Annotated in this window: 20 protein-coding genes and 1 tRNA gene; 10 read left to right on the plus strand and 11 right to left on the minus strand. The window is 58.3% G+C overall.

All coding sequences use genetic code 11. The features are described 5' to 3' along the window. Positions 1 to 54: 54 nt before the first annotated feature. The 5 genes from ABJM03_RS09170 to ABJM03_RS09190 are packed head-to-tail and all read right to left on the minus strand — an operon-like array spanning position 55 to position 5,872. Complete coding sequence (locus ABJM03_RS09170) at positions 55 to 1,893, minus strand: M3 family oligoendopeptidase (RefSeq protein ID WP_348417086.1); 1,839 nt, start codon at positions 1,891 to 1,893, stop codon at positions 55 to 57. A gap of 58 nt (positions 1,894 to 1,951) precedes the next feature. Beyond that, positions 1,952 to 3,550 carry an ATP-dependent DNA ligase gene (locus ABJM03_RS09175; protein WP_348417087.1) on the minus strand — a complete coding sequence of 533 codons (1,599 nt, stop codon included), beginning with the start codon at positions 3,548 to 3,550 and terminating at the stop codon, positions 1,952 to 1,954. Continuing rightward, a complete protein-coding gene (locus tag ABJM03_RS09180; RefSeq protein WP_348417088.1) occupies positions 3,547 to 4,572 on the minus strand; it encodes a ligase-associated DNA damage response exonuclease in 1,026 nt (341 codons plus the stop codon). Before ABJM03_RS09180 ends, ABJM03_RS09175 begins: the two co-directional genes overlap by 4 nt. Before the next feature lie 48 nt (positions 4,573 to 4,620). Continuing rightward, positions 4,621 to 5,568 carry an alpha/beta hydrolase gene (locus ABJM03_RS09185; RefSeq protein WP_348417089.1) on the minus strand — a complete coding sequence of 316 codons (948 nt, stop codon included), beginning with the start codon at positions 5,566 to 5,568 and terminating at the stop codon, positions 4,621 to 4,623. Between the two features lie 13 nt (positions 5,569 to 5,581). Beyond that, the gene (locus tag ABJM03_RS09190; RefSeq protein WP_348417090.1) at positions 5,582 to 5,872 is read right to left on the minus strand and encodes an SCP2 sterol-binding domain-containing protein; all 291 of its coding nucleotides are present in this window, start codon (positions 5,870 to 5,872) and stop codon (positions 5,582 to 5,584) included. A 75-nt stretch (positions 5,873 to 5,947) separates the two neighbouring features. Here ABJM03_RS09190 and ABJM03_RS09195 point away from each other — a divergent pair, with 75 nt between their 5' ends. The 5 genes from ABJM03_RS09195 to ABJM03_RS09215 all read left to right on the plus strand — a co-directional run bounded on the left by ABJM03_RS09195 (position 5,948) and on the right by ABJM03_RS09215 (position 10,973). Beyond that, complete coding sequence (locus ABJM03_RS09195; protein ID WP_348417091.1) at positions 5,948 to 6,511, plus strand: tetratricopeptide repeat protein; 564 nt, start codon at positions 5,948 to 5,950, stop codon at positions 6,509 to 6,511. An 18-nt stretch (positions 6,512 to 6,529) separates the two neighbouring features. Continuing rightward, a complete protein-coding gene (locus ABJM03_RS09200) occupies positions 6,530 to 9,424 on the plus strand; it encodes a helicase-related protein (protein WP_348417092.1) in 2,895 nt (964 codons plus the stop codon). Next, on the plus strand, positions 9,421 to 9,807 hold the full coding sequence (locus tag ABJM03_RS09205; RefSeq protein WP_348417093.1) for an RNA-binding S4 domain-containing protein: 387 nt from the start codon (positions 9,421 to 9,423) through the stop codon (positions 9,805 to 9,807). The genes ABJM03_RS09200 and ABJM03_RS09205 overlap by 4 nt, the downstream gene beginning before the upstream one ends. A gap of 54 nt (positions 9,808 to 9,861) precedes the next feature. Next, entirely contained in the window at positions 9,862 to 10,197 is a 336-nt protein-coding gene (fdxA, locus tag ABJM03_RS09210) for a ferredoxin FdxA (RefSeq protein ID WP_348417094.1), read from the plus strand. Between the two features lie 263 nt (positions 10,198 to 10,460). Then, the gene (locus ABJM03_RS09215) at positions 10,461 to 10,973 is read left to right on the plus strand and encodes a CarD family transcriptional regulator (protein WP_348417095.1); all 513 of its coding nucleotides are present in this window, start codon (positions 10,461 to 10,463) and stop codon (positions 10,971 to 10,973) included. A 57-nt stretch (positions 10,974 to 11,030) separates the two neighbouring features. Here ABJM03_RS09215 and cobS read toward each other — a convergent pair whose 3' ends face one another. Further along, positions 11,031 to 11,786: an adenosylcobinamide-GDP ribazoletransferase gene (cobS, locus tag ABJM03_RS09220; RefSeq protein ID WP_348417096.1), complete on the minus strand. Its 756-nt coding sequence runs from the start codon at positions 11,784 to 11,786 to the stop codon at positions 11,031 to 11,033. 117 nt (positions 11,787 to 11,903) lie between these two features. Here cobS and cobT point away from each other — a divergent pair, with 117 nt between their 5' ends. Next, positions 11,904 to 12,878 carry a nicotinate-nucleotide--dimethylbenzimidazole phosphoribosyltransferase gene (gene cobT / locus ABJM03_RS09225; RefSeq protein WP_348417582.1) on the plus strand — a complete coding sequence of 325 codons (975 nt, stop codon included), beginning with the start codon at positions 11,904 to 11,906 and terminating at the stop codon, positions 12,876 to 12,878. On the opposite strand, the gene ABJM03_RS09230 is transcribed toward cobT, so the two are convergent. From ABJM03_RS09230 to ABJM03_RS09240, 3 genes are all read right to left on the minus strand, one after another. Next, positions 12,875 to 14,785 carry a cation:proton antiporter gene (locus ABJM03_RS09230; protein ID WP_348417097.1) on the minus strand — a complete coding sequence of 637 codons (1,911 nt, stop codon included), beginning with the start codon at positions 14,783 to 14,785 and terminating at the stop codon, positions 12,875 to 12,877. The genes cobT and ABJM03_RS09230 overlap by 4 nt on opposite strands. A 350-nt stretch (positions 14,786 to 15,135) precedes the next feature. Next, positions 15,136 to 18,027 carry a hypothetical protein gene (locus tag ABJM03_RS09235; RefSeq protein WP_348417098.1) on the minus strand — a complete coding sequence of 964 codons (2,892 nt, stop codon included), beginning with the start codon at positions 18,025 to 18,027 and terminating at the stop codon, positions 15,136 to 15,138. Between the two features lie 147 nt (positions 18,028 to 18,174). After that, on the minus strand, positions 18,175 to 19,455 hold the full coding sequence (locus ABJM03_RS09240) for an O-acetylhomoserine aminocarboxypropyltransferase/cysteine synthase family protein (RefSeq protein WP_348417099.1): 1,281 nt from the start codon (positions 19,453 to 19,455) through the stop codon (positions 18,175 to 18,177). Positions 19,456 to 19,668: 213 nt separating this feature from the next. On the opposite strand from ABJM03_RS09240, the gene ABJM03_RS09245 reads away from it, so the two are divergent. Continuing rightward, the gene (locus ABJM03_RS09245) at positions 19,669 to 20,262 is read left to right on the plus strand and encodes a hypothetical protein (RefSeq protein ID WP_348417100.1); all 594 of its coding nucleotides are present in this window, start codon (positions 19,669 to 19,671) and stop codon (positions 20,260 to 20,262) included. A gap of 97 nt (positions 20,263 to 20,359) precedes the next feature. On the opposite strand, the gene ABJM03_RS09250 is transcribed toward ABJM03_RS09245, so the two are convergent. Continuing rightward, positions 20,360 to 21,364, minus strand: coding sequence for a hypothetical protein (locus ABJM03_RS09250; RefSeq protein ID WP_348417101.1), 1,005 nt, complete (start codon positions 21,362 to 21,364; stop codon positions 20,360 to 20,362). A gap of 490 nt (positions 21,365 to 21,854) precedes the next feature. Here ABJM03_RS09250 and ABJM03_RS09255 point away from each other — a divergent pair, with 490 nt between their 5' ends. Beyond that, entirely contained in the window at positions 21,855 to 24,005 is a 2,151-nt protein-coding gene (locus tag ABJM03_RS09255; RefSeq protein WP_348417102.1) for a hypothetical protein, read from the plus strand. A 162-nt stretch (positions 24,006 to 24,167) separates the two neighbouring features. Next, positions 24,168 to 24,734, plus strand: coding sequence for a hypothetical protein (locus ABJM03_RS09260; RefSeq protein ID WP_348417103.1), 567 nt, complete (start codon positions 24,168 to 24,170; stop codon positions 24,732 to 24,734). A 134-nt stretch (positions 24,735 to 24,868) separates the two neighbouring features. Here the strand turns inward: ABJM03_RS09260 and ABJM03_RS09265 are convergent. Then, positions 24,869 to 24,952 (minus strand) — tRNA-Tyr (locus ABJM03_RS09265). 174 nt (positions 24,953 to 25,126) lie between these two features. Between ABJM03_RS09265 and rlmB the strand changes: the two genes are divergently transcribed. After that, a complete protein-coding gene (rlmB, locus tag ABJM03_RS09270) occupies positions 25,127 to 25,903 on the plus strand; it encodes a 23S rRNA (guanosine(2251)-2'-O)-methyltransferase RlmB (protein WP_348417104.1) in 777 nt (258 codons plus the stop codon). Positions 25,904 to 26,012 lie beyond the last annotated feature (109 nt).

The raw sequence follows: 26,012 nt of genomic DNA on the forward strand, positions 1-26,012 counted from the left end.
ATGCAAACGGGCGACCTGACAGGGGGCGCCCGCTTGCGCATTTTCTGCGGAGGGTTACTCCTCCATGGCTTCGAGTTCGTCGATGAAGCCTGAGATCATGCTGAGGCCTTTGTCCCAGAAGGCAGGATCAGAAGCATCAAGGCCGAAGGGGGCCAGGAGCTCTTTGTGGTGTTTGGAGCCGCCTGCTTTTAGCATGTCGAAGTATTTATCCTCAAAACCGGGTTTGCCTTCCTCGTAGACCGCATAGAGCGCGTTTACGAGGCCGTCGCCAAAGGCATAGGCGTAGACGTAGAAGGGGGAGTGGATGAAGTGCGGGATATAGGCCCAGAATGTTTCATACCCGTCCATGAACTCAAATTCCGGCCCGAGGCTTTCGGCCTGAACGGACATCCATAGGGCGTTGATATCGTCTGGTGTCAGTTCTCCGCCACGGCGCGCTGCATGTAATTTGCACTCGAAGTCGTAGAATGCGATTTGGCGCACGACGGTGTTGATCATATCCTCGACCTTGCCGGCCAGAAGGATGCGGCGTTCGGAGGTGGTTTTTGCACCGTCCAGCATTTTGCGGAAGGTCAGCATTTCGCCAAAGACCGAGGCGGTCTCTGCGAGGGTGAGGGGCGTGGAGGAGAGCATTTCGCCTTGGCCTGCGGCCAGCACTTGATGCACACCGTGGCCCAGCTCATGGGCGAGGGTCATCACGTCGCGTGGTTTGCCGAGGTAGTTCAGCATTACGTAAGGGTGCACGTCGGTGACGGTAGGGTGGGCAAAAGCACCTGGCGCTTTGCCGGGTTTCACGCCTGCGTCAATCCAGCCATTGGTAAAGAACGGTTTGGCCAGTTCGCCCATGCGTGGGTCAAATGCGGTATAGGCGTCCATCACCATCTTTTCAGCCTGAGGCCAGTCGACGGATTTGGGGTCTTCCATAGGCAGGGGCGCATTGCGGTCCCAGACCTGCATTGTATCGAGGCCGAGCCATTTCTTTTTCAAGGCGTAATAACGGTGCGACAGTTTGGGATAGGCCTGAACAACTGCGTTGCGTAGGGCTTCGACGACTTCGGGTTCGACCTGATTGGACAGGTGGCGGCCGGTTTGGGCCGTTTCCATACCGCGCCATCGGTCCAGAATTTCTTTTTCCTTGGCTTGCGTGTTGTGCACACGGGCGAAAGTTTTGATGTTTTCGCCAAAGACATCTGCCAACTCGCGGGCACCTGCTTCGCGGGTGTCGCGGTCGGGATCGGTTAGCAGGTTGAGCGTGCCTTCAATGCCCAGTGTTTCACCATTCACGTCAAACTTGAGGCCAGCGATGGTTTCATCAAACAGGCGTTCCCATGCGTCGCCGACAACGCCCAGATCATGCAGGAATTTCTCCATCTCGTCGCTAAGCTGGTAGGGCTTCATCGCGCGGATACGGTCGAAGATGGGTTTGTAGCGTGACAGATCGGCATTGCGTGCCAGCAGCCCGTCGAGGTGGTCGTCCTCCAGTGTATTGAGCTCAAGCGTGAAGAAGACCAGCGGGGTGGTGAAGTTCGTGATTTTCTCCTGCACGTCGGACATGAATTTGGCGCGGCCGGCATCGGTGGTCAGCTGGTAGTAGCGCAGGCCGGCATAGGACATGATGCGCCCTGCGATCTGGTTGATTTTTTCGTTGCGCAGCACGCAGTCAAGCAGTCCTTGAGCATCCAGTGTCGACAGTTTGCCTTCGTAATCGGTGGCAAAGCTGGCGCAGGCTTGTTCAAGCCAGTCGAGGTCACGCTTTAGTTCGGGCGCATCTTCACCGGTGTAGAGATCATCAAGGTTCCATTCGGGCAAATCGCCAAAGGGCGCATCGGCACCGCTGGCATTTGCATCGCGGTGCAGTTGGGGGAACGGGGAGACGGGGGACAGGTGAAACATGTGGTATCCTTTGTACGTTACCGCATAGGTAGGCGTCTGATGCGCGTGGGGCAAGTCGCTAGCCGTAAATGCGCAGCATCTCGTTGAGATCATCCAATGTATTTGCCTCGGCCGCAGGTTTATCACGCCGCCAACGCAGCATACGCGGAAAGCGCAGAGCGATGCCTGATTTATGGCGCGGAGAGGCCTGAATGCCCTCAAATGCGATTTCGAACACAAGTTCCGGCGTGACCTGACGCACAGGACCAAAGCGTTGAATCGTGTTTTTGCGCACCCATGCGGTGATCTGGCGGAATTCTTTGTCCGTCAGGCCAGAATAGGCTTTGGTGAAGGGGACCAGATCATCGCCGTTGCGCACGGCAAAGGTATAATCTGTGAACAGGTTGGCGCGGCGGCCCGATCCCGATTGCGCATATATCATCACGGCGTCGATGGTGAGCGGTGCGAGCTTCCATTTCCACCAGTCACCCTTTTTACGCCCCGCGAGATAGGGGCTGTCTGCGCGTTTGAGCATCAGCCCCTCGGCGTGGGCTTCGCGGGCGTTGTCGCGGTATTGGTTCAGGTCGTTACAATCAGTGAACGGCAGTTGAGGGGATAGGCGAACCGGGGCATCGGGCGGCAGAGCGGCGCAGGTTTGCTCCAACAGCGCGCGGCGCTCGGCAAAGGGCTGGGCGCGGATATCTTGACCATGAAGTTCCAGAAGATCATAGGCGTGCAAAACCACGGGGGCCTCGGTCAGCATTTTCTTCGGCACAGTTTTGCGCCCGATGCGAGGTTGCAGCGTGTTAAAGCTTGAGGGGTGATCGGCGTCAGGCTGCCAAACCAAAAGCTCTCCGTCCAGAACCGTGCCGTCCGGGAGGTAATCGACCGCGCGGGCCAGCTCGGGGAAGCGGTCGGTCATCAGTTCTTCGCCGCGTGACCAGACGAAATGCGATCCGGCGCGCAGGATCAACTGTCCGCGGATGCCGTCCCACTTCCATTCGGCGCGCCAGTTGTCGAGGTCTTCCAGTGCCTCGGGGCCGTCTTCAAGCCCGTAGGCAAGGTAGAAAGGATAGGGGCGTGAGGCATCGGCGCTGGCATCCTCTGCTTCGATCAGCGCGTGCCATGTGGTGTCATCGGGGTGCCAGTTGCCCATCAGGCGGTGGGCCAGTTCGGCCTCGTCTCGCCCTGTGGCGTGAGACAGGGCGCGCGTCATCAGTTTTTGGCTCACCCCGACGCGCATGCCACCTGTGATGAGCTTGTTGAATACGAACCTCTCGGTCCCGCCAAGGCGTGACCAGGCGTCCAGCACAAATGCTTTTTTTGCCTCCTCGTCAGCAGCATAGGTTGCGCGCAAATCGGTGATCCATTGCGACAGAGGGCGATTGTCGGTCGTGGGGGTGGCAGGCAGGACCAGTGCGATTGTCTCGGCCAGATCGCCGACCACGGGGTAGCATTCCTCAAACAACCAAGGCGGGATGCCCGCCGCTTCGGCACCCCACGCACGAAGGCGTGTCGTCGTGACTGCACGCTTGGGGCGACGACCCGAAAACAGGGCCGCAGTCCAAAGTTTGTCTACATCGTCTGCTACTTTAAAATAATCTGCCAATGCGTTGATCTTGATTGAGGTTTTGGTGCTTTGATCGATGGCGTTAAAGAGGGCGGCAAATGCTTTCATGAGGCGACCTCGCTTTCGTCCGATGTGTCGAGGTTCTCTCCTTCGAATTGCGTTGGCACGACTTCGGCGTTCCAGCCGCAATCATTCAGGTATCGCGCGAAGATATCGGTGTAACCATGTGTTACATATATATTTTCGGCACCTGTTTGTTTGACTGCTGACAGCAGCCCGTCCCAGTCCGCGTGATCCGAGATGACAAAGCCGCGATCGCCGCCGCGACGTCTGCGGACGCCGCGCATAGCCATCCAGCCAGAGGCAAAGCCGCTTTCTTGTGGGCCGAATTTTTTGGCCCACGCAGAGCCAAGGGCAGAAGGCGGCGCGAGCACCATTGCGCCGGGGTGGGTTTTGCCGTTGACGTCCTTATCGGCCAGAATGGTATGGGGCAATGTGATGCCTTGGTCGCGCATCACTTGGTTGGTGTTCTCGATCGCCTTATGGCACAGGATTGGGCCAATCGCAGGATCCAGCATCGACAAAAGTCGCTGGGCCTTTCCCAACGAATAGGCCCCCAGCATAGCCGTCTTTCCCTCTTCTACACAGCCCTGCCACCAGCCGTTTATTTCGGCTGCGACAACATCTTGGGGCTGCCATTTGAAGACAGGTAAGCCAAAGGTGCTTTCGGTGATAAAGTGGTGGCAGCGCAGTGGTTCGAAGGGGGTGCTGAGCCCGTCGTCTATGATTTTGTAGTCTCCCGAGGCGACCCAGACCTCGCCTCGGACCTCTATCCTAATTTGCGCAGAACCGGGGACGTGACCCGCAGGGTGGAAGGATACTGTTGCCCCGCCGATCTGGCGTTGTTCGCCATAGGCAATTCCCTCGGCGTCAATGTCACCTAGACGGTGCCGTATCACGGGCAGGGCATCATGCGTGGCCAGATAGCGCCCCATCCCCCAGCGCGCGTGATCCGAGTGTCCATGGGTGATCAGCGCGCGATCCACGCGGCGCCATGGGTCAATGTAGAAATCTCCCGCAGGGCAGTAAATGCCTTCGGGGGTAAATGTCAGGGCGGGTTCATGGCTCATGCGCCTAAGCTAGGCGGAAATGGCTGCGGTGCCAGTTTTGAGGGGGATTTAACCGGTGGTGGTGTTCAGAAACAGCGCTGTAATCTCGTCGAAGGCTGGTATGCGTATTTCCGGTCTTTCCATTAGGATCTCATGCTCGCCTCGCTCAATGACGCGCAGCTCGCCACCCTTCCAGCTTGCCATGCGCTCATGGATGCGTGGCACGTCGACGATGCGTTCATTTGTGCCGACATAGGTCAGGCAGGGCAGCTTGGGCGCGGCACGTTCTGCCAGATGCGCCGTTTCGGCCAGCGCTTCGCGCAGCCAGACATAGCTGGGGCCGCCCAATTTCATTTCGGGGTGCGCGATGAGTTGATCGTGCATCATGGCAAACATCTCCGGGTCCGTTGTGAGCACGTTGTCCTCGAAGGGTTCGGCGAGAACATAGGGCGTGTTTGTGCTACCCGGAGGCAAGCGGTGCCCCTGATTGATTTTTGGCATCATGGTGCTGAGGATGCGGGCGGGCAGGCGCAGCAGCGGAGATATATTGATGCCCCACATCGGGCCGGTGAACACGGCCGCTTGCACGCCCAGCCCTTCGATTACCGCGCGCAGGCCGATGGCACCTCCCATGGAGTGTGCGACAAGGAAGTAGGGCCGCGGCAAATTGAGGCTGCGCGCTGCACGCATCAGCGAAGCCACATCTTTCTGATAATCCGAAAAACGTTCTACGTGACCGGTCAACGGGTCATCAAGCAGGCGGTCGGCGATCCCCTGTCCGCGCCAGTCGATGGCGATAGAGGCGAGGCCGCGGCTGGCGAATCCAGCCGCCACGACCCCGTATTTTTCGACGTATTCGGTGCGACCGGGAAAGATCAGCACCGTGCCGCGCGCGCCATGGGGGTTCCAGACACCCAGCCGGATCCTTTTGGCGTCAGAGGTCTCTATCCAATAGGCCGCTGACGGGTCTGGCCCGGGGTGGATGTCTGTATAAAGAGGCGCGGGCGTGAGGGACATATGTCTGGTCAGGTTATGCCAGTGCAGAGGCCAGCTTCATGGCCATACCCATGTCACCGTCAACCTTTAATCCGCCGCTCATGAAGGCCGACGTGGGGTTGATGTCGCCGCTCATGATGCCGGCGAATGTTTCGGCATCTGCACTAAGTGTCACATCGGCGTCTTCGTCGCCTGCGCGCGCGCCTGCGTCATCGACCATCACACTGCCTTCGCCTTCAATGTCGAATTTGACGGTGCCGCCGACTTCGGTTCCGTCCAGTTTCTCGGACAGCAGTTTCACAGCTTCGTTAATCACATCGCTCATATTTAGCCCTTTTTTGGCAAATGGGTACTGACCCGACTGGAAATCGCGCGCGCACCTGTTACATTCACTGTTGTTATGCTCAGACTTATCGTCAACCTCAAACATACCGTTACGGCACTTGGTGTTGTTGTGTTGCTTTGCAGTCCTGCCAGCGCGCAGACGCAAGAGCGCCTGGATGCTTTGATGGAAACCCTGCGCACAGCGCCCCCGGATCAGGCGCGTGCGGCTGAGCGGGATATTTTGCGCGAATGGGGGCGATCGGGCTCGGCGGCGATGGACCTGCTGCTCAAGCGCGGCCGCGAAGCGATGGCGGTCGAGGACTTTCCGACAGCAATCGAGCATTTTACCGCGCTCATTGATCATGCGCCTGCTTTTGCCGAAGGTTATCATGCGCGCGCCACTGCGTATTTCCGCGCCGAACTATATGGTCCTGCCTTGGACGACCTCGAAGCGGCATTGGCGCTGAACCCTCAAAATTTCAATGCTATCTTTGGTCTTGCGGTGATGTTGCAAGAACTGGGCAATAACCGGTCTGCGGCGGAATTGTACCGCCGTGTGCTGGCGCTTAACCCTCATCACGAAAATGCCGAAAAGGCGCTTGAACAGCTCAAGTCCGACGGTATCGGGCGAACTCTTTAACTCAGTTAGGAATATGCGGTGACTACGCAAGGCAGGGTTGTGGCGGTTTTGGGTCCCACCAATACCGGCAAGACGACCTACGCGATTGAGCGCATGTTGGGGCACCGGACGGGCATTATCGGCCTGCCGCTGCGTCTGCTTGCACGTGAGGTTTATGACCGCATCGTTGCGGCGCGCGGCCCCTCTGTGGTGGCATTGGTCACGGGCGAAGAGCGGATCGTGCCGCTGCGCACGCAATATTGGGTCTGTACCGTCGAGGCGATGCCCGAAGGCATGGGGGCTGATTTCGTCGCGGTGGATGAAATCCAGCTATGCGCGGACCCAGAGCGCGGGCATGTCTTTACCGACCGCCTGCTGCGCGCTCGTGGCCTGCATGAGACATTGTTCATGGGCAGCGACACATTGCGCGCCACCATCGCGGCATTGGTTCCCGATGCGCAATTCGTACAACGGGAGCGGATGTCAGAGCTGACCTATGCGGGGCAGAAAAAGATCAGTCGCATGCGCCCGCGCAGTGCCATCGTCGGGTTCTCGGTCGAAAACGTCTATGCAATTGCCGAGCTGATCCGCCGCCAAAAGGGCGGAGCCGCTGTGGTCATGGGGGCGCTTAGCCCGCGCACGCGCAATGCGCAGGTCGAGATGTATCAAAACGGTGAGGTCGACTATCTGGTGGCGACAGATGCCATTGGTATGGGGCTTAACCTTGATGTGGACCATGTGGCGTTTTCCAGTCTCAGCAAATTTGACGGGCGGCGCATGAGGCCGCTTGCGCCGAATGAGCTTGCCCAGATTGCGGGGCGGGCAGGGCGCGGCATGAAAAACGGCACCTTTGGTGTGACAGGTGACGTGCGCCCGCTGGATGATGGCGTGGCGCGGGCGATTATGGATCACCGCTTTACCCCCCAGGACAAGATAAACTGGCGTAACCCGCATTTGCAGTTCGGCAGCATCGACCGGTTGATTATGACGCTGGAGGAGGGGCCGGACCATGAGCGTCTGATCAAGGCCCGCGAAGCAGATGATCTGCGCGCGCTCAAGGTTTTGGGCGATGACGCAGAGGTTGCGGCGCGCTGTACGGATGGGGCTTCGGTCAAACTGCTGTGGGATGTCTGCCGCATTCCCGATTTCCGCGGGATCAGCCATGCAGAGCATGCTAATCTGCTCGAGATCATTTTTAACCATTTGCATCAACGCGGCAGCCTGCCGAATGATTGGCTCGCGCGACAAATCAAACGTATTGATCGAACCGATGGGGACATTGATGCGTTGAGCAAACGACTGGCGTTTATTCGCACATGGACATACGTCACCCAACGCAAAGGTTGGACAAATGACGAAACCCATTGGCGGAACGAGGCGCGTGTCGTAGAAGATCGCTTATCGGATGCGCTTCATGCGCGTTTGACAGAAAAATTTGTAGACCGGCGCACATCTGTATTGCTGCGCCGGCTAGGACAGAAGGAAGCCATGGTGGCCGAAGTAAACGAGACCGGTGAAGTAACCGTAGAAGGCGAATTTGTAGGCAAGCTGGACGGTTTCCGTTTCCGCGCAGACAAGGGCGCTGGCACGGCTGAAACGAAAACGATCAAGACGGCGGCGCTGCAAGCCTTGGCACCGCAGTTCCATCTGCGCGCTGACCGTTTTTATAACGCGCCGGATACAGAGATCGACTTTACCGAACAGGGCGGCCTGATGTGGGGCTCTGCTGCCGTTGGCAAACTTGTGGCGGGCTCAGACGGGCTAAAGCCGCAAGTCGATGTTTTTGTTGATGATGTTGCAGGTCCAGAGGTTGCCCAAAAGGTACAGCGCCGATTGCAGCACTTTATTGACCGCAAGGTGGCCAGCCTGTTCGAGCCGCTTATCGCAATGCAAAAAGACGAAACACTCACCGGTCTTGCGCGTGGGTTTGCCTTCCGGATGGTCGAGAATTTTGGCGTGTTGCCGCGTGCGCAAGTGGCCGAAGAGGTCAAAGCACTTGAGCAAGACGACCGTGGCGCATTGCGCAAGCATGGTATCCGCTTTGGCCAGTTCACGATCTTCATGCCACTGTTGCTTAAACCTGCGCCAACGCGCTTGCGTCTGGTGCTGTGGTCGCTGACCAAAGGCCTTGCTGAATTCCCCGAATCGCCGCCCCCTGGTCTGGTGACGATTCCGGTCGAGACAGGCGCGCCCGCAGGGGCCGACACTATGTCTGGCTACCGCAACGCAGGCACGCGCGCGATCCGTATTGATATGTTGGAGCGTCTTGCAGACATGCTGCGTTCTGAAGATTCGCGCGGCGGGTTTGAGGCCAAGGCGGATATGCTGTCGATCTCTGGCACCACGCTCGAGCAGTTTTCGGATCTGATGCAGGGTCTGGGCTATAAGGCCGAAAAAGGCGAACGCGTGAAGGTGAAAGCCGTCACCGAAGTAATGCCCGAAGCCGCCAAAGAGGCGGGTGACAATATCCCCGTCATGGACGCCAACGCAGCCCCTGCCGGCGGCATCATCGCAGAGCCAGAAGTGGCAAAGCCTGCAGATGTGCCTGAAGGGGTCGATAAGATCATCGACGAAGGCACTGCACCCATCGCGGCCGAACCTACGACCGACGGCGAAGTGCCCGCGGCCATTCCGCAAGTGTCCGAGACAGAAGTGGCTCAAGGCACGGCGCCGGATGCTGGCATCGCAAGCCCCGACCTCGAGACTTTCTACACCTTCACATGGGCACGGGCACCTCGCCGCCAGCCTGCGGGTGGCAATGAGCGTCCGAAGGGTAAGGGCAAGCCCAATCCGCGCGGCAAAAAGGGCCAGCGCGACAACGACAAGGGCAAGAAATCGCAGAACTTCTCGGCGCGTCCGCCCAAGAAGGAAAAGCAGATTGACCCCGACAACCCGTTTGCTGCGGCTCTGATGGGCCTTAAATCCGACAAGTGAACAGCGCTGCGGAAAAGCTGCGGCTGGACAAATGGCTGTGGTTCGCCCGTTTCTATAAAACACGCACGCTCGCGGCGGCTATAGTCGCGGGCGGGGCAGTGCGCATCAACGGCACACCTGCCTCCAAACGCAGTACAACTATCACCATCGGTGATGTCCTGACCTTTTCCAAAGATGATCACGTGCGGGTTATCCGCATTGAGGCCTGCGGCACGCGGCGCGGTCCAGCCCCCGAAGCACAGGCCCTATACACGGATCTGGCCCCGCCGGTCCGCACAGCCAAGGATAAAATCCCGCATAACCCCGCATTTGAGGGAAAAGGGCGCCCGACCAAGCGTGACCGACGCGTGCTTGATCTTTCTAAGGCGCGCCACCTTGAATGATCCTCGCTGCTGATTTAGCTACGCTACAAGCCATCCTGACAGAGACTGTTTCCCATGACCTATATCGTAAATGACGCCTGTATCGCCTGTAAGTACACCGACTGTGTCGAAGTCTGTCCGGTGGATTGTTTTTATGAGGGGGAGAACATGCTTGTGATCCACCCTGACGAATGCATTGATTGCGGCGTTTGCGAGCCTGAATGCCCTGCTGATGCGATCCGCCCCGATACGGATGCGGATATGGAGAAATGGGTTGAGTTCAACCGCAAGTACGCCGAGCTGTGGCCCGTTATCGTCACCAAAAAAGACCAGTTGCCAGAAGCCGCTGAAATGGATGGCAAGCCTGACAAGATCAAGCTGTTCTCCGAGGCCCCCGGCGAGGGCGGTTAAGCCGCTTCAAACCGATTCGGGTGCAAGCGGTGGTATTGCCGCCTTGACCTTATTGCATTGAGATATGGCGGCCCTTTCAGGAGGGCCGTTTTTGTGATATGATGGTGTTAATGATAATCTGTTTCACCCTATATGCTGCCACGCTGCCACGGCGCATCTGACCATTCAATTTTTCACGCAATTTGCGCGGGCCAAGGCCTGTTTGCATTTGCGTGTTTGCGCGTGGCCTTGATCGGCCGCGCCCCTCAAGGAGTATGAAGAGTATGAGCAAGTCTAAGAAGCTGGATTTTCGCCCGAATGAATTTGTTGTCTACCCTGCCCATGGCGTTGGGCAGATCGTATCGGTCGAAGAGCAGGAAGTAGCGGGCATTACGTTGGAGCTGTTTGTCATCTCCTTCGAGAAGGACAAGATGACCCTGCGCGTGCCAACCCATAAAGCGACCGAAATCGGTATGCGCGCGCTCAGCTCTCCTGACGTGATCAACCACGCCATGAAGACGCTCAAAGGTAAGGCCAAGGTCAAGCGCGCCATGTGGTCCCGCCGCGCACAGGAATATGAGCAAAAAATCAACTCCGGTGATCTGATCGCCATCGCCGAGGTTGTGCGCGATCTGCACCGCACAGATGATCAGCGTGAGCAATCCTATTCCGAGCGCCAGCTTTATGAAGCAGCGCTGGAGCGTCTGACCCGCGAAGTTGCGGCTGTGTCGGGCGGTGATGAGCTGGCCGCGGCCAAGCAGGTGGGCGATGTGCTGGAAAGCCGCGTTGCTGCCTAAGCAGCTCTGAGCTAACAAGAATTGAAACCGCGTCTGATCCTGTCAGGCGCGGTTTTTTTATGCGCCCAGCAGGGCGGCAGTGCTGAGCAGGATTGCTGCCTCGCTGAGTTGTTGGGTGGCCCCCAACACGTCACCTGTTTGGCCGCCGATATTGGCCTTGGCCAAGGCTGCCATGCCTATCGTGACAAGCGCAGCAGCGCCAAATGCGATGAGGCCGATCAGCCCTAGCGTCACAAGGGCAACAACCACGCCGATACTGATTGCGAGCAGGGCAACTCTGCGCGAAGGCTTGCCCACGCTTTGTGACAGCCCGTCACGCCGTGCTGGGGGCAGCGCGGACATCAGCGCAGGCATCATCCCGCGCGACAGCGCCGCTGCGGCGGGTAGGGCGGCCCAATGTCCCTCAAGCAGGACCAACAGCGCGCTGATGCGCAGTGCCGTCACGGTCATCAGCGCGAGCACACCATAGGTGCCAATCTGGCTGTCGCGCATGATCTCTAGCCTCCGGTCAGGGGTAAACCCGCCCCAAAAGCCATCACAGACATCCGCCAGCCCGTCCTCATGCATCGCGCCGGTGAGCAGCATCATCGCCGCAAGGGCCAACACACTGGCCGCCAGCGTAGGCAGCCCAAGGGCCAGCGCGATCTGCCCAGCCAAGGCCCCCACCAGCCCAACGCCCAAGCCGACGATGGGGTAGGCCCAAACCGCGCGCGGACCAGCGGCAAAGGCGGCGTCCGGTAGCGCTGGCAGGGGCAAGCGCGTCAGAAGCACAGCAGCCAGCATCAGCTGGCGCAGCGGGTCGCTTTTTTCCATGCAGGTGCCTCTTTCTATGCTTGTGAGATGTGCCTCATTGGGTAAACAGGCTGCAAGCGTCTGGCAATGAGGGTTTTCGGTATGGCTGAGTTTAATGATCTGAACGGCTTTCGCGCCATGCTTGCCGAATTGCCTGTGGCCGATGAAGATGCCCGTGTGGGGGCGGCCGAGCGCAATGGGCAGTTGACCAAACCTCCGGCGGCGCTGGGGCGGCTCGAAGATATTGCCCAATGGTACGCCAGCTGGCGCGCAGATGCGCGACCACGGATTACCGCGCCCCAGATCATCGTATTCGCGGGAAACCACGGTGTAGCGGCGCAAGGGGTCTCGGCTTTTCCGCCAGAGGTGACCGAACAGATGGTGCTGAATTTTCAGCATGGCGGTGCGGCGATCAACCAGTTGGCGCGCAATGCGGGGGCCGATCTGGACGTGCATCCCCTGCAGTTAGACAGCCCAACCCAAGATTTCACCCAAGCGCCTGCCATGTCAGAGGCCGAAGTGACGGCTGCGCTTGCTGCGGGATGGGACGCGGTGCGTATAGATGCTGATCTGCTTGTTGTGGGGGAAATGGGCATTGGCAACACAACCCCGGCTGCTGCCTTGGCTGCGGCCTTGTTGGGCGGTGAGGCGGGCGATTGGACTGGCCGTGGCACCGGTGTTGATGATGCGGGGCTGACCAACAAGACACGGGTGGTGGCAGAGGGGCTAGCCTTGCACAAAGGGCAGGGCGACGGGGTCGAGACCCTGCGCCGTTTGGGCGGGCGCGAGATTGCCGCGATGGCGGGCGCAATTGCCCGCACACGCAGCTTGCGTATCCCTGTGATCCTGGACGGGTTTATCTGCTGTGCTGCGGCGGCCTGCCTGGCACATACGGCTGAGGGGGCGCTGGATCACTGCATCGCAGGGCATCTGAGTGCCGAGGGCGCGCATGGCCGCCTGCTGGAGGGGCTGGAAAAGCCACCGCTGCTGTCATTGGGCCTGCGTCTGGGAGAGGCATCAGGTGGGGCATTGGCCATCCCGATCCTGCGTGCGGCACTGGAGTGCCACAGCGGCATGGCCACCTTTGCCGAGGCTGGCGTGACAGACGCCTAGGCCTGCTTTTTCGCCTCTTCCTCTTCGATACGGTTTAGAAATGCCGTCTCGAGGTCTTTTTCCAGCTCTTTTGCACGGGCCACATATTCGGCGTTATGCGAAGCCGGCACACCGGGACGCCACAGCTTTGCCAGCTCGTTCACCGACATGCGGTCATGGTGGTAAAAGATACGCTGCGCTTCGGCGGCTTCATATTCTGTAAGGCCAAGGTTCTCGAGCACGTAGCGCCCTGCGCGCAGGGAGCTGTCGAACATCTCGCGCACGATGTCATTGGCACCTGCTTGATATAGCCAATACACATCTTCACGGTCATGGGCGCGCGCCACGATATGCAGATCAGGTCGCTGGGCGCGGGCATAGGCGACCAATGCACGGGCGGATTTACGATCGTCAAGCGCGACGACCAATACGCGCGCATCCGCAAGGCCGGCCTTGCGTAATACATCTGCGCGGGTCGGATCCCCGAGAAACGCCTTGAACCCGAAGCGGCGCATGACGGCGATGGTTTCAGGGTTGTGATCCAATACAACTGTTTCAAACCCTGAGGCCTGCACAAGCCGGTTCACGATCTGCCCGAAGCGTCCGATCCCCGCGATGATAACTGTGCCGTCATCGTCGATATCATCATCCGGTTGGGCAAACGCGTTTTCCTTGCTGCGCTTTGAGATGATGTCGTGAATGATGAACAGCAGCGGGGTGATCAGCATGGTCAGGGCGATCACCAGCAAGAGTGTTTCTGCGATACCGTCGGGGAGAACACCTGTGGCGACGGAAAAGCTCACAAGGACAAAGCCGAACTCGCCGGCCTGCGCCAATCCAAGGGCAAACAGCCATTGATCACGGCCACGCAGCTTGAACATCCGGCCCAGCACAAAAAGGATGATGCCTTTGACCAGGATTACCAACAGGGCCATGCCCAGGATGATCACGAAATCCGAGGCCAGAAGCTCGAAATTGATGCCCGCGCCGACGGTGATAAAGAACAGGCCCAGCAGCAGCCCTTTGAATGGCTCGAGGTCGGTCTCGAGCTCGTGGCGGAATTCCGAACTGGCCAGCACCACACCGGCCAAAAATGCGCCCAACGCAGGAGAAAGACCAACAAGGGACATCGTGGCCGAGATGCCCACGACAATGAGTAGCGCAAGGGCTGTGTACATTTCGCGCAGCTTGGCCAGATGGATGTAGCGGAAAACAGGACGGGTAAAGAAAACGCCGGTAATGATGATGCCCGCAATCGCCCCGATCGTCAAAAGGGTGATGCCCCATGCCGGTAGGCCGTCCACAAAAGTAATGGCCGCGTCGACGGGGGCCGTCCCGTGGGAGGTGCTGTGAGCGGTTGCTTCTTCGGTTGCAATGTTGATTGAACCATCCGGAGCGACAGTGGCAATCGGTAATGTCGCAGCAATAAGCGGCAGGAATGCCAGCATAGGGATGACCGCAATATCCTGCGCCAACAACACCGAAAAGATCGACCTGCCCCCTGCTGTTTTCATCAATCCTTTTTCGGACAGTGTTTGCAACACAATCGCCGTTGAGCTGAGAGACAGCGTCAAACCGATGGCCAATGCGACGCCCCACGGCTGATCATAGGCCATGGCAATTCCCATTAGCGCAAGCGTACTTAGCACGATCTGTAAGCCGCCCAACCCCAGCAACTTATGCCGCATGTTCCATAAGGCCTTAGGCTCAAGCTCGAGCCCGATCAGGAACAGCATCATGACGACGCCGAATTCGGCGAAATGTTGCAGGTCCTTTGTTTCGGAGCCAACCAAGCCGAAAACGGGTCCGATCAGAATGCCTGCCGCGAGATATCCCAGAACCGAGCCAAGCCCAAGCCGTGCAGCAATGGGCACAGCAATCACAGCGGCGGCAAGGTAAATCGTGGCCTGAAACAAAAAGCCTTCCATATCGGTCCTTCGGTGGCGCAGTGGGTTGTGTGGGCGATGGGCCGTCGCGCTTGAATTGGTCCATCGCAATCAGGCTATACAGGCAGGCTGCGGGCAAAACTGCAGGCGCGTTGCGTGAATCAGCGGGTTAAAGGCGGGTCAGATTTTATAATAGACCCGCTACAGAGGCTCTGCATCCCCTGTTATGGCGCGCTGGCCGACTATTTTGGGCCAAGTGGCGTCAAGATGCGCAAAATTGGCAGAATGTTCAAAGGCAAGCGGAGCATGATGATTTTGAAATCACTGGCTCAGTAAGAGCATTGTTTCATGCTTCGGATCTTGGGGCGTCTGTAAAGAGGTCGTCGGGCGATCTACGGCATCCGCAAAACGACATTGCGTCCGGATTTCACATAACGCAACTCGGAGGCGTCGATGGCTGCGACGCGGCCGCCGTCGATCCGATCACCGACCTTCACCTTCTGGTAGCGGCCATTGGACAGGCGCACCAGCGCGCGGCGGCTGGCGGGTTTGCCGTAGACACCGATCAGGTTCACCTTGCGAAGGTTGATGGCGTTTTTCACGGTGGCACTGCGCGTCACGGATGCCTGCGACGGCAGCGAGGGCGCGACGGTGCGAGGCGCGACGCTTGCGGCGGAGGCAACCCGCGTTTCTGCCGGTTTCGCGCGCTGGGCCCGTTTCACGATGCGGGCAAAATTGCGCGGACGGGTATCGGGCCGGAGCGAGCGTGCCGCTGCAAGCCGTGTCGCATTTTGCAAGGCGGGGGCTGCGACGGCAGCCTGTGTCGCTTGCCGTACGTTGAGCGCCGCAACGGCGGAGGCCTGAGCGGCAGCTGCAATGCGGGCTTGCTCGGCCTCGGCCGCTTGGCGTGCAGCCTCTTGGCGGGCGGCCTCTTCTTTCAGGATACGATCCTGGAGCGCTTGTGGGCGCAACGAGGGGCGGAAGGCTGCAAGCTCAATCCGGCTTACTCCGCCAAGGGCGGCACGTTCGGTGCGCTCGGCAAGGCCAAGGGGGCGATATTTCGGGCGCGCGCTGGCCAGAGCGGCAAGCACCGGATTTACTTGGGGAGCGGCTTGGGCTTCGCCCAACGCCTTGGCAGGCGGCTTGAGGGGCGGGCGGGCCGCGATCAGCGTGTATCCACCCGGGGCAACGATACCCTCTGGTGTGGGAATGAGGAGCCCTGCCGCATCGACGTTCCCAGGCTGCCCGAACGGTGGCGGTGAGGTGACCGCGGCAACGGCAATGGGCGTGTCTGTGTCAAAAACATTCGGAGAGGGGAGTGCAATGGCATCTGTGGCACCGGTGCGCGCATCAATGCTGCTGAGATAGGCAGGGGGTGGGTCCTTGCTGGGATCAGTCAGCGGCGCTTGGGGGGAGAGGGGCCAGATGCCGGTGACCGCATAGCGCGCGGCAGCTTCGGCTTCGGTGATAACAGGCCGCACGGGTTCGGGTCGCGGATCATTTAGGACAGCGACGGCCTCCGCCTGTTCGGCAGAAAGAACCGGATCAAGCGCTGCAAGTGCAACGCCCGAATCCTTTTCGTCAGAGGTTTGTGCGATACCGTCCGGTGCACGAATGATCTCGGGCGTGATCTGGTTCTCGGGGGCGGAGGCGGTTGCGCGCGGCGCGTCCTTTTTCATCAATCCGGCAATGCCGTCATCAAGGAAAACAGCGGCCCAAGCGGCGACACCTGCCAGAAATACCAACAAGATTACGGTCAGGATCAAACCAAGGAAGCGCGGTTTACCCCGCACGTCCGAGGCGCGGGCCCCAAAGACGGTCATCCGGTCGGCTTCGGTGCCGGCGGGGGGGACTTTTGCCGTTGCTGCCGGTATTGGCGCGGCAGCCTTTTTGCGCGGTTTGCGGCGGCTGAAAAAACCTGCTTTTGCCGGTGCGGCACTTGCGGGTTTTTGGCTGGCAGGCGGCGCTTGAGTGAGCGAGCTGCTGTCGGGTTGCAACACAGCTGCCGCCGTCCCGCCGCTTGTCTGTATTGCAGGGGCCGCAGCAGGACGCTGCGCCCCGCCCAATGGTTTGGACGGTGTGGCAGGCGCGGCGCGGCGGGTGGCAAAACCGGTGGTTGTCAGCTTTGGCGCGGCGGGTGCTTTCGGCACCGCCGCGATCGCAGCGGCAGCCAAAGGCGTGACAACGTGGTCTTGTTCGGGCGTCGGGGCGGCAGCGCCGGTTTTGGGAGGTGCAGTTTCTGCCGGAGCCATATCTGCCGGAGCCTGTTCTGCATCCTTGGTCTTCAAAGCCGGTTTCGCAGGCTCAGGGGGGAGTGGTTCATTGTCCGTAGGCGCGGCTTTTTGCGGCTCTGCTGGTTTGGCTGTTGTGGGTTTTTCTGCGGCTGAAGTCAGATCAAGCTCTGGCTGTGGATCGGGTTTTTCTTCTGCCGGAGTAGTTTTTTGCACAGGCGCAGGCGCAGGAGTTGTTTCCGCGGGTACCGCCGGCGTGGCGGTGCCTTCCTTGGTCTTGGCAGGCTCGCTATCTGTCGCAGGTGTCTCAACACTCTCGCTTGGGGCGGCGTCATCAGGGAGGGCCTTGTCTGCTGCACCCTTATCAGGGGAGGGGGCCTTGGTCGGGGTGTCGCTGTCCTTCACAGGCGCTGTATCAGCGGAATCTTTTTCAACTGCATCCGATGGCGCAGGCGCGTCTGCTGTGTCCGGCTCAGTGGCTGGTTTTACGGTATCTTCGGGACGTACAGCGCCGACAACGACAACAGCAATACCATCGGGTTCCACCGTGTCAGAGGGGCCAAGCAATTCCGCAGCCCCTTCGGTTGGACCAAAGAACGGTTCACCCAGAAAGGGAGATTCTTCGGGAATGGCGACAAAACTGACGGGGTGAAAGCGATGCTCATTAGCAAAGGCTTCGGCCTCGGCCAATGTCTCGCGGGCGACGGCGGCAACATGGGTCAGCGGTCCGTCGACCGAAATATCATACGCCAGATCGGCGACTTCATAGGGGGTTGCCCCGTCCAGTGCGCGCTCGGCTTCTTTGCGGCGCGCCGCATCAGATAACCCCGGTGTGGTGAGGCTAAGATATTTTATCTGGCTTGAGGGGATGACCAGTTTGGAGCGCACGCCGCCGGGCTCAAGGCTCGCGGCGGTTTTGCGCAGGACGGCCAGCTCACCTGCCAGATCATCAGAAGTGATTGAGACATCGCCAACCTCGCGCCAGCCGCCAGCAGCGCGATGGAGCAGTGTAATTCCGTCAAAAGACAGTGAAAGTGCAAAATTAGGCTTCATATATTGCCTTTACCATGTGTCCTCTAAACCAACAACTTCCTATCATCCTTGCGGGCAGAATACCGCAAGTGCGGGTTCGGGAAAAGCGTCCCATGGTGGGGAAATAGCCAATGCGCGCGCCAATATGTGCAGGCGCGCGCCGTGGGCCTAGGTTGTTGCCTGTCGAAGAGCCTGGTCCAGATCGGCGATCAGATCATCGGGGTCTTCTGTCCCGATGGAGACCCGCACGACATTGGCACCAGCACCGGCGGCTTCCTGCTGCTCGGGGGTCAGCTGGCGGTGGGTGGTCGATGCCGAATGGATGATCAGCGAGCGGGTATCGCCAAGGTTTGCCACATGGCTAAAGACCTCGAGCGCATTGACCAGCTTGACGCAAGCGTCATAGCCGCCCTTCACGGCGAAGGTGAACAAGCCGCCTGCGCCTTTGGGGCAGACCTCTTTACTGCGCTCGAAATAGGGGGACGACGGCAAACCGGCATAGGTGACATAGTCAATGCGGTCATCTGCTTCCAGCCAAGCCGCGATTTTTTGGGCGTTGGCGACGTGGCGCTCCATGCGCAGGCTTAATGTTTCGGTGCCCATAAGCGTGTAATGCGCGGCTTGGGGGTTCATGGTCATGCCCAGATCACGCAGGCCGATGGCGATGCCGTGGAACGTATAGGCCAGATTGCCAAAGGTCTCATGGAATTTGAGGCCGTGATAGGCCGGTTCGGGGGCGCTGAGGGACGGGAACTTATCCGAGGCGGACCAGTCAAACCTGCCGCTGTCTACAACGCAGCCGCCGGTCACAGTGCCGTTGCCGGTCAGGTATTTGGTTGTGGAATGCACAACAAGCGTTGCACCTAGATCAATCGGGCGGCACAGGTAGGGGGTTGCGGTTGTATTGTCGATGATCAGCGGGACTTGCGCGGCGTCCGCAATATCTGCAATCGCGCGCACATCCATGATATAGCCACCGGGGTTGGCAATCGCCTCGCCGAACACCGCACGGGTGTCGTCGTCAATTGCAGCCTTGACTGCATCAAGATCATCAAAATCGACAAATTTGCATTCCCAGCCAAATCGTTTGATCGTGTGGCTGAACTGGGTCACGGTTCCGCCATACAGACGGGTTGAGGCGACGATATTCTTGCCCGGTGTCATCAGCGGGAAAAGAGCCATGATCTGGGCCGCGTGACCTGATGAACAGCATACTGCGCCCACGCCACCCTCAAGTGTCGCAATGCGTTCCTGTAGTACCGCCACAGTGGGATTGGTCAGGCGCGAATAGATAAATCCGACCTCTTGCAGATTGAACAGGGCCGCAGCGTGATCCGCATCGCGGAACACATAGGCCGTTGTTTGATAGATTGGTGTCTGGCGTGCGCCGGTTGCCGGATCGGGTCGGGCACCTGCATGGATTTGTAACGTGTCAAAGCCGTGTGTCATGGTTTCTCCTCCTGATGATATGCAAAGAGGTACGGGATTGCATATTACCGGACAAGGAAAGCTTTGCGGCCGTAGCCCTAGCCTGCGTGGCAAAGGGGGGGCTGAGTGAGGGTGTTGCCTGTTGGTCACGGGCTGCACATACATGCAATGTATGTTGACATGTGGGGCGGTATCGCATACACAACAAGTATGTCGTCAAGCAGGAGTCCAGAAATGGCACAGATTGAAAAAACAAAAAACCAAACCAAAGCCGTAAAGGCAGGGAAAAAAGAAAACGGCCGCGCCCGCAAGCTCGAAAAAATCGAGAAAGCCTCCACAGTGACATTCACACTGGAGCTGCCGGTCCGTAAATTCATGGATGCACAGGCGAAAGCCGCCGGCATGAACATGACCCATTACATGCAAAAGCTGGTCGAGACCCATGTGATCGAAACCGGCGGCGCGGATGAGCCTTTGGCCCTGCGTCTGGCCGCGAAACGCCAGGTGATTGATCAGGTTGTCGCATTGGCGATCAAACTGGATAAAGCCGGTAAATTTGATGAAAACTTTATCCTTACCGTGGTTTCTGAAGCCGGCAAGGATAAGAAATTCAAAGAGCAGTACGAAGCCGCTTTAGGTGTCGAGGCCAGCGAAGGTGAAGCAAAAGTAAAACGCGCGCGTGTGTCGCTGAACCAGCAAATCGGCCGCGTGATCAAAAAGTCGGTCGGTGCACGCTCCAAGCGGAACGCGCAGGGCCACATCGCCCGCGGGCAGGCGGCGGATGCCTTTGTGGCGACCTACACGCTGCTTGAAAAGCCGGAAGCATAAGTCACAGGCAAGGCAGGGGCGTTATCCGGCCTTGTCTTTGATCTGAAACGAAGAAGGCCAGCATTACGCTGGCCTTTTTTGTCTTTGTAGGGTGGGGTTAACGCATCCAATACCCGTTTTTCTTGAGCTGGTTGCGCAGGGCCTGTTCTTTGCGGGGCAGGTTGTTGCGGTCAAACAGCGCGCGGGCTTTGGCACCGCGCCCTTGATAGATCATGCGCTTGATCGGGTCGTAGGCTTTGAGTACTTTCTTGATCTTATTGGGGGTTGTGACCTGTTCCAACACGGCCACGGCGTGATCGCTTTCGCGGGCGTACAGCAGGGGTAAAAAACGGTAGTGGCAACTAATCGCGCCGTCCAGCAACCCGTCGGGCAGGGTGTTGCGCCCGCCGCCCAAGGCATGAATGACCAGCGGCAGCGCCACTTGATCAAGCCATGGGTCAAACACTTGCGCGCAAAGTTCGACCGGCGGGGTGTCGCGAATGGCCAGCGCATACTCCAGGAACAGATCGCCGAACGCATGGGGGCATTTGTAAAAGAAAAAACCTGCGTTAAAATATAGATACCGCTGCCAATACTCATCAGGCTGGCTCAGATCGAGCGAGCTTTCAAACTCCAGCCCGAATTTGTCATAGAGCGACTTCCACAGTCCTGCGTAGCCGGGACCATAAAGCTGGGGCTGGGGCCATGTCCCTTCGCGGCGCAGCGATGCGGTGGGGCGGTCAAAGTCGAATGGAACCGAGGCCAGATCGCCGGTGATAAGCGTATCGGTGTCAAAGAAAACAAAGGGCTCTCCTTTGGGGAGGGCGTGCAGCAGTTCGATCTTGTTGCCGTGGGGATAGGTCTGGCCAAAGTGGCGGCTTTCGAAGGGCAGGATTTCCGCGCCCATTTCTTCTAATACATCGCGAATGGGCTGGCTGCGGATGGCGGGGTCTTTGTCCCATAAGGGGCCGGCCTGAGGTTCGGCTACAAAAATACGACCTTTGAAATTCGGGCTCATGGCACGCAATGAGGCGACAAAGATTACGGCCTCAAAGGACAGACGTCCTTGCTGCCCGACAATGACGACGTTGAAATTTTGCGGTTGTTCGGGAGTGGCTGCCATACTGTATCCTCATCAGCGCCTGTTTCGCACAGATCGCCATTTGACCGCAGTATAATCCGCAGGTGCCGTTTTGAAAGAAACCATTTGGGATAGACCCTGATGCGATGGGGGGCGTGGCATCTGAACCATGATGACGGCATCTTGGCTGCCAGGATCGGCTGGGAGGTGAATACCCTCTGATAGAAATTCCCGTACAGGGGGATTAATTTGCCATCATTTCGACCTGTGATGGAATTCATCCGGCGGCGCATTCATGCGGTAACGATTCGAAATTTGGCCTGATTTCGTCAAAAAGCGCTGAAACAATTGGTTAATATCAGGTTAACTGTTTTGTCTCTGGAAACAAAACTGGATCAATATCTGATATAATAAGGCTAAAATAAGGCGATTGTGGCTATGGTGTGGCATAGTTGGGAATTCCCCTCGGCGCGTTAATCGATTTATGTGTAGAACCTTGCATCACTTCTGAAATGATTGGGAATTCACAGATATGACTGGCACGATCTCCACTTCGGTCACTTTGGGCTGCGAACCGCAAACCATTGTCACCGTCTCCGAAACAGACACCGGCACATTGTTTATCATTGTCGCATCTGCCGATCCGACGATGCCAGTTGATCTGGATGGGGTGTTCTTCAACCTGTCAGACGACAGCACGCTCGACAGCCTGAATTTCTTCCCCGAAGCCAACACCGGCTCGATCTTCTCGCCTGTGACTGGCGTGCAGGCGGCTGTTAACGGCGTCGATACATTGGCAAACGGCGCGCAGGTGTCCGACCAGTTCGATGTGGGTATCCAGTTCGGCACCGAAGCAAGCTCCACGCAAGGTGAAGTCGTGCAAGCCAACTTTACACTTTTCTCTGACAACGGTCCGCTGAAGATCTCCGATCTGGACATCTCGAGCTTTACCACCGTGGTAAACAGCGATGGCGAGAACGGTCAGGTTCTGACGGCGCATGATACACCTGATGCCGATCCGGTGCTGGTGTCCAAAGAAGTGCTGTTTGACAACTTCAACGATATTGAACGCGCCGAAGAGTCCTCCATCGTGGAAGGTGATACCGGTTGGCGGGCCGACTGGAACAAGCTGGTTACCAACAGCCACAACGAAGGTGAGCTTTTGTTGAAATCTGTTGCCACAGATGGTCCTGTTACGCTGAACTTTGATGCCAATGTGCATGACACGCGCCTGTTCGAGAACTCAGGCAACGCCGCAGACAGCCTGCGCGTCGAAGTGAGCATTGACGGTCAGGGCTGGGTTCTGCTGGACGAATTTCAGGTCAATGATGCGGGCACCGCGATCGTCGGCTCTGAAACAGGTCAGACTTTTGGTAACTCTGCCAGCAATATCACTTATGAGGGTGGTATTCTGGATACTGCAGAGGAAACCGTGCAATTCCGCTTTGTGTCGGATCTGACGGCGTCGAACGAATATATCAAACTGGACAACGTTTCTGTAACAGCTTCGGAAGAAGTCGCGGCAGAGACAGCGGTCGAAACAACGCTGCTTGTTGAGGATTTTGATGATGTCAGTGCTGCGGATGATAGCGATGCAATCGAGAGAGACGGCGGCTGGAAGGTGCATGACGACCAGCTGTTCACAAACAGCCGCAATGAAGGCACGCTGAAAACCTCGGCTGTTGAGGCGGAGGGCGATGTGACATTCAGCATCGACGCCCGTGTAGCAGACGCCAGCAAATTCGAGGCATCAGGCAGTAACGCGGATGAGCTGACCCTGCAGGTGCGCACCGATGACGGTGAGTGGCAGACGCTGGACAGCTTTGTCGTCAATGCAGACAAGACTGCGTTGGTTGGTTCTGAAACCGGTAACGAGATCACATCAGACAGCAGCACGCTGACCTACTCGGGCGGTGTTCTGGATGACGTGAACGGCGATGTGCAGTTTCGCATCGTGTCTGACCTCACGGCATCAGATGAGCAGGTCTCTTTTGACAACCTGTCTGTGACCCAAACCACCGAAGGTGCGTCCACAGGCGCTGGCGAAACCGTTGTTGTCGACTTTGAAGAATTGAACGCGGGCGATGTGGTCAGCGATCAGTTTGACGGCGTGACAATCTCGGCTCAGCGCTCGGGCGAAGATGACAGCACGGAAAACGATGCGATGATCTTTGACACCGATAACCCGACGGGCGGCGACCACGATCTGGGCTTTGATGATCGCGGCAACGCGCTGATTATCTCGGAAGACAACGACAGCTCGGATCCGGATGACGAAGCTCATGGCGGCACATTGACCTTCGCCTTTGACACACCTTCCACTGTGGTCAGCCTGAACCTGCTCGATATCGAAGAAGAGGGCGGCACGATCGACCTGTTTGACGTCGACGGTGGTCTGATTTCCTCGGTTGCTATTCCTGCCTCGGGTGACAACAGCCAGGAAGAAGTTGGCATCGACGTGGACAACGTTTCTACCCTGCAGGTGAACCTCGTAGGTTCCGGCGCTGTTGATGATCTGACCTATGTCACTCCCGGTGATGAAGAGTTCGAGGATGATGGCAAAGGCGGCCAATACGATGTTCAATACATCGAAGGCATCCCGGTCTTGCAGCCGGTCGCCGATGACCAGCTCAAAGCGGAAATCAACGTAGTAGACGAAGAAGAGGAAGAACTGGTCGTTTAACCGTACCTTCTTCCATCTAACGGCCCCTGCCCCTCAAAAAGGGGCAGGGGCCTTTTTCGTTTTCGGGTGTTGATAATGTGGTGTCTTTTCTATCGATGCTATCGTGTTATGGATCGTCGAACACGACAGAATCCGCCGTTTTGAATTCAGGGGCAAAAGCCGATGTCACAGCACGAAAACCCGAACCATGCGTCCTTGGCCGAATGTGAGGCCGCATTAGAGGCAATCCTCGCGGCCCCCAAAACCAACGCGGTGATCGAACAGCTGTGTTTTCGACCTGATTACGGGCTGCGGGAATTTCCTGATACATTGGAGCTGACTGTCGCGCAGGGAATCATAGGGGAGCGATGGACGAAAAAGCCATGGCTCATTTTGCCCGATGGCGCGCCGGACCCAAGGATACAGATCTCGATCCTGCAAAAGCGGATTATGGACCTGTGCTGGCGTGATCGGTCTCATACGCCTCATCCCGGTGATCCCTTTGTTGTGGACATGGATTTGAGCGCCGAGAACCTGCCTGTTGGGACGCAATTGCGGGCAGGGTCGGCGGTGATCGAAGTGAGCGATAAATTCAACACGGCTTGCGTAAAGTGGCGCGACAGGTACGGGAATGACAGCCTGCGTTGGATCAACAAACGCGAGAACCGCCCCTACCGCTTGCGCGGAGTGCTGTGCAAAATCGTGCAGGACGGGACGGTGAATGCCGGTGATCAGCTTGTGAAACTCTGACGATTACAGGCGCTGGCTGCCCTGCTCGGCAAGGTGGGAGGGGAAGGTCGGTTGCCTGTATGGCTCCACCAAATTCACAGGCGATCTGCGCCTGTTTCATACGGCTGGGGCAGCTGTGATTTTATGGTGGTAAGTGGTGGGCGACCCTGGAATCGAACCAGGCGTGCGTCTCCGCGAGGGAGTTACAGTCCCCTGCCACACCTTGCGGCCTGTCGCCCACTGACGCGGTGATTACCTGTGGGTCTGGGGGGGGTCAACCATAAAATTGGCGGAAGTGTGATGTTTTCTATGTGCTTCTTTCCTGTGGGACCAATGGGGCATTACAGGGGAGGCTTGGCCTACCCGTGACAAAGGGATAGAGGGGGACATGCGCGCGATTTCAGGGGGCCGTTATGAAGAAACCTAAGTGGGTTGTCGAAAAAGAGCAGGGCAAAAAAGCCGAGGCGCGAGAAACGCTTTGGTTGTTCGGTCTGCATGCGGTCCGCGATGCGCTGATGAACCCTACGCGGGTGAAGCTGACGCTGATGGTCACGCCGAACGCGCTGGCCAAGCTCGAAGATGCGGTAAGTGCTGCTGGCATCACGCCCGAGGTTGTCGATCCGCGCAAATTCCGCCCGCCAATTGATCAGGGGTCGGTGCATCAGGGTGCCGTGCTAGAGGTCAAGCCGCTGGATTGGGGCCGTATGGCGGATGTATGCATTGGCGATGCGGCACCACGTGTGATCATGCTCGACCGTGTGACGGACCCGCATAACGTGGGCGCGATCCTGCGCTCGGCCGAGGTGCTGGGCGCCTCGGCGGTCATTGGCACGCGCCATCACTCCGCGCCCGAGACAGGGGCATTGGCCAAGACGGCCTCCGGTGCGCTGGAGCGGCAGCCGTATCTGCGCATCCGCAATCTGGCGGACGGTATCCGCGAGCTACAAGGCATGGGCTATCTTGTGTTGGGTCTGGATGGCGAGGCCGAGATGACCATTGAAACAGCGGTTGCTGGCAAAAAGGACCGTGCTGTGGCGCTGGTGCTGGGGGCCGAGGGGCCAGGCCTGCGTGAGAAAACCCGCGAAACAGTGGATGCGCTGGTACGGATTGACGCGGGCGGTGCATTTGGATCGCTTAACGTCTCAAATGCGGCCGCAATCGCCCTATATGCTACAAAGGACCACGCATAAGGGGGACACGCCATCGCCACGCCGAATAAAATTGCCACTTGTTGTCACTGCGGAACGCGCGCTGTGCTGTCTATGGGGGCAGGTCACCACACGTTAACCTGTGGGGCAT

It is taken from the genome of Sulfitobacter sp., assembly GCF_039977885.1.
GTDB lineage: Bacteria > Pseudomonadota > Alphaproteobacteria > Rhodobacterales > Rhodobacteraceae > Sulfitobacter.

Coding starts and splice junctions, on each gene's coding strand:
- ABJM03_RS09215 (WP_348417095.1), top strand. CDS start 10,461: ATGAGCAAGTCTAAGAAGCTGGATTTTCGCCCGAATGAATTTGTTGTC.
- ABJM03_RS09260 (WP_348417103.1), top strand. CDS start 24,168: ATGTCACAGCACGAAAACCCGAACCATGCGTCCTTGGCCGAATGTGAG.
- ABJM03_RS09180 (WP_348417088.1), bottom strand. CDS start 4,572: ATGAGCCATGAACCCGCCCTGACATTTACCCCCGAAGGCATTTACTGC.
- fdxA (WP_348417094.1), top strand. CDS start 9,862: ATGACCTATATCGTAAATGACGCCTGTATCGCCTGTAAGTACACCGAC.
- ABJM03_RS09250 (WP_348417101.1), bottom strand. CDS start 21,364: ATGGCAGCCACTCCCGAACAACCGCAAAATTTCAACGTCGTCATTGTC.
- ABJM03_RS09245 (WP_348417100.1), top strand. CDS start 19,669: ATGGCACAGATTGAAAAAACAAAAAACCAAACCAAAGCCGTAAAGGCA.
- ABJM03_RS09185 (WP_348417089.1), bottom strand. CDS start 5,568: ATGTCCCTCACGCCCGCGCCTCTTTATACAGACATCCACCCCGGGCCA.
- ABJM03_RS09235 (WP_348417098.1), bottom strand. CDS start 18,027: ATGAAGCCTAATTTTGCACTTTCACTGTCTTTTGACGGAATTACACTG.
- ABJM03_RS09255 (WP_348417102.1), top strand. CDS start 21,855: ATGACTGGCACGATCTCCACTTCGGTCACTTTGGGCTGCGAACCGCAA.
- rlmB (WP_348417104.1), top strand. CDS start 25,127: ATGAAGAAACCTAAGTGGGTTGTCGAAAAAGAGCAGGGCAAAAAAGCC.
- ABJM03_RS09170 (WP_348417086.1), bottom strand. CDS start 1,893: ATGTTTCACCTGTCCCCCGTCTCCCCGTTCCCCCAACTGCACCGCGAT.
- ABJM03_RS09175 (WP_348417087.1), bottom strand. CDS start 3,550: ATGAAAGCATTTGCCGCCCTCTTTAACGCCATCGATCAAAGCACCAAA.
- ABJM03_RS09190 (WP_348417090.1), bottom strand. CDS start 5,872: ATGAGCGATGTGATTAACGAAGCTGTGAAACTGCTGTCCGAGAAACTG.
- ABJM03_RS09230 (WP_348417097.1), bottom strand. CDS start 14,785: ATGGAAGGCTTTTTGTTTCAGGCCACGATTTACCTTGCCGCCGCTGTG.
- cobS (WP_348417096.1), bottom strand. CDS start 11,786: ATGGAAAAAAGCGACCCGCTGCGCCAGCTGATGCTGGCTGCTGTGCTT.
- ABJM03_RS09195 (WP_348417091.1), top strand. CDS start 5,948: ATGCTCAGACTTATCGTCAACCTCAAACATACCGTTACGGCACTTGGT.
- ABJM03_RS09240 (WP_348417099.1), bottom strand. CDS start 19,455: ATGACACACGGCTTTGACACGTTACAAATCCATGCAGGTGCCCGACCC.
- cobT (WP_348417582.1), top strand. CDS start 11,904: ATGCTTGCCGAATTGCCTGTGGCCGATGAAGATGCCCGTGTGGGGGCG.